Source organism: Streptomyces sp. MnatMP-M17, assembly GCF_900091995.1.
Taxonomy (GTDB): domain Bacteria; phylum Actinomycetota; class Actinomycetes; order Streptomycetales; family Streptomycetaceae; genus Streptomyces.
Genome location: NZ_FMDK01000979.1, coordinates 1 through 1,629, shown reverse-complemented (window position 1 = coordinate 1,629; position 1,629 = coordinate 1). Strand labels below are relative to the sequence as shown.

The 1,629-nt window shown below is 72.4% G+C and carries 1 protein-coding gene; it reads right to left on the bottom strand.

Features of this window, described 5'->3' with window-relative positions:
* Nucleotides 1–1,629: sensor histidine kinase (locus tag GA0115259_RS34565; RefSeq protein WP_141716813.1), on the bottom strand; the 1,629-nt coding region annotated here is incomplete at both ends.

The window sequence follows — 1,629 nt, the reverse complement described above, 5'->3', positions numbered from 1 at the left end:
CGTCCGTGCCTGGTGCGGTGCGCCGGCCGGCGGAGAGGCGGGAAGCAGGGCCTGCGGGAGTACGACGACCGCCGCCACGCCGCCCTGCTGGTGCTCGCGCAGCTCGATCCGTACGCCATGGCGCGCCGCGAGCAGCGCGGCGACCCGCAGACCGAGTCCCTCGCCCTCGATCTCGCTTCCGTACCGCTTTCTCGCCCGGCCCTCGATGCCCTCGGACTCACCGGTGTCCTTGGCGTCCTCGGGCTCGGCGAGCCGCGCGTTCAGTTCGGCGAGCCGGTCCGCGGACATACCGATGCCCTGGTCCTGGACGGAGAGCATCACCTCGCCGCCCTCCAGCAGCCAGCCGGAGAGCTGCACCTCGGCGTCCGGCGGCGAGAAGGAGGTGGCGTTCTCCAGCAGTTCGGCCATGAGATGGCTGAGGTCGTCCGCGGCGAAGCCGGCGACCTGGGCATGTGCCGGCAGCGAGTGGATCGTGACGCGCTCGTACCGCTCGATCTCGCTGACGGCGGCGCGCAGGACGTCCACGAGCGGTACGGGCCCGTTGGAGCCGTGGCCGTGCTCATGGCCGGCCAGCACCAGCAGATTCTCGCTGTGCCGGCGCATGACCGTGGCCATGTGGTCGAGCTTGTAGAGCGTGTCGAGCTGCTCCGGCTCCTGCTCGCGCTCCTCCAGCCCTTCGATCACGGCGAGCTGGCGCTCCACGAGGCCGAGCGTGCGCAGCGAGAGATTGACGAAGGTGTGGTGGACGGTGTGCCGCAGCCGCTGGAGCTGGCCGCCGATCTCGGCCGTACGCTCCTGGAGTTCGGCGCGCTGCGCGACGACCTTCTCGCGCGCGGCGATCAGATCGGTGCGGTCGCCGTCGAGCGTCTCGGCGCGGGCGGAGAGTTCGAGCAGCTTGCCGTGCAGGCCGTTGAGAGACCGTACGACCTGGGCGAACTCGTCGTTGCGCCCGGTGAACCTGACCGGTTCCTCGGTCTCCGGCGCCGCCGCGAGCCGGGCCGCGCCGATCCGTACGACGGCGAGCGGCCTGGTCAGCGTACGGGCGACGGCGGTGGACACACCGACGGCGATCAGCAGACAGCCGCCGAGGAGCGCGATCCGCAGTTCGAGGCCGGTGACGGCGTCGTCGCGGAGCAGTTCGAGACGCTCCAACTGGCTGGAGCCGAGCCCGGACTCGACGCCGCGCATCTGGTCGATCCTGGCGGAGAGCGCGGCCTCGACCTTCGCCTGGTCGGCCTCGCGGTCGGCGTCGGAGAGTTCGGGCCGGTCGGTGAGCCGCGTCAGATAGCCCTCGGCGGTCTTGACGTCCGGTCCGGTGACGGTGGCGGTCAGGGACTCGCGCGCCTCGCTGTCGGCGGTCTGGTCGAAGTCGGCGAGGGCGGCGAGTTCACGGACGCGCGACTGCTGGGCGGTGGCGCTGAGCTCGTCGCGCAGCTGGTCGTTCTTCTTGCTGTCCGAGTCGGCCGAGGGCTCTACGAGGAGTCCGGTGATCGGGTCGTACTGCGGCGCGGAGTCGGTGGGCGCGGGCACGGCGAGCGCGGCCAGCAGCAGTCCACGGGAGGCGGAGGCCTGCTCGACGGCGCGGCCGAGCGCGCCGGGCGCGCGGGTGCCGTCGGCGGCCTCGGCCGG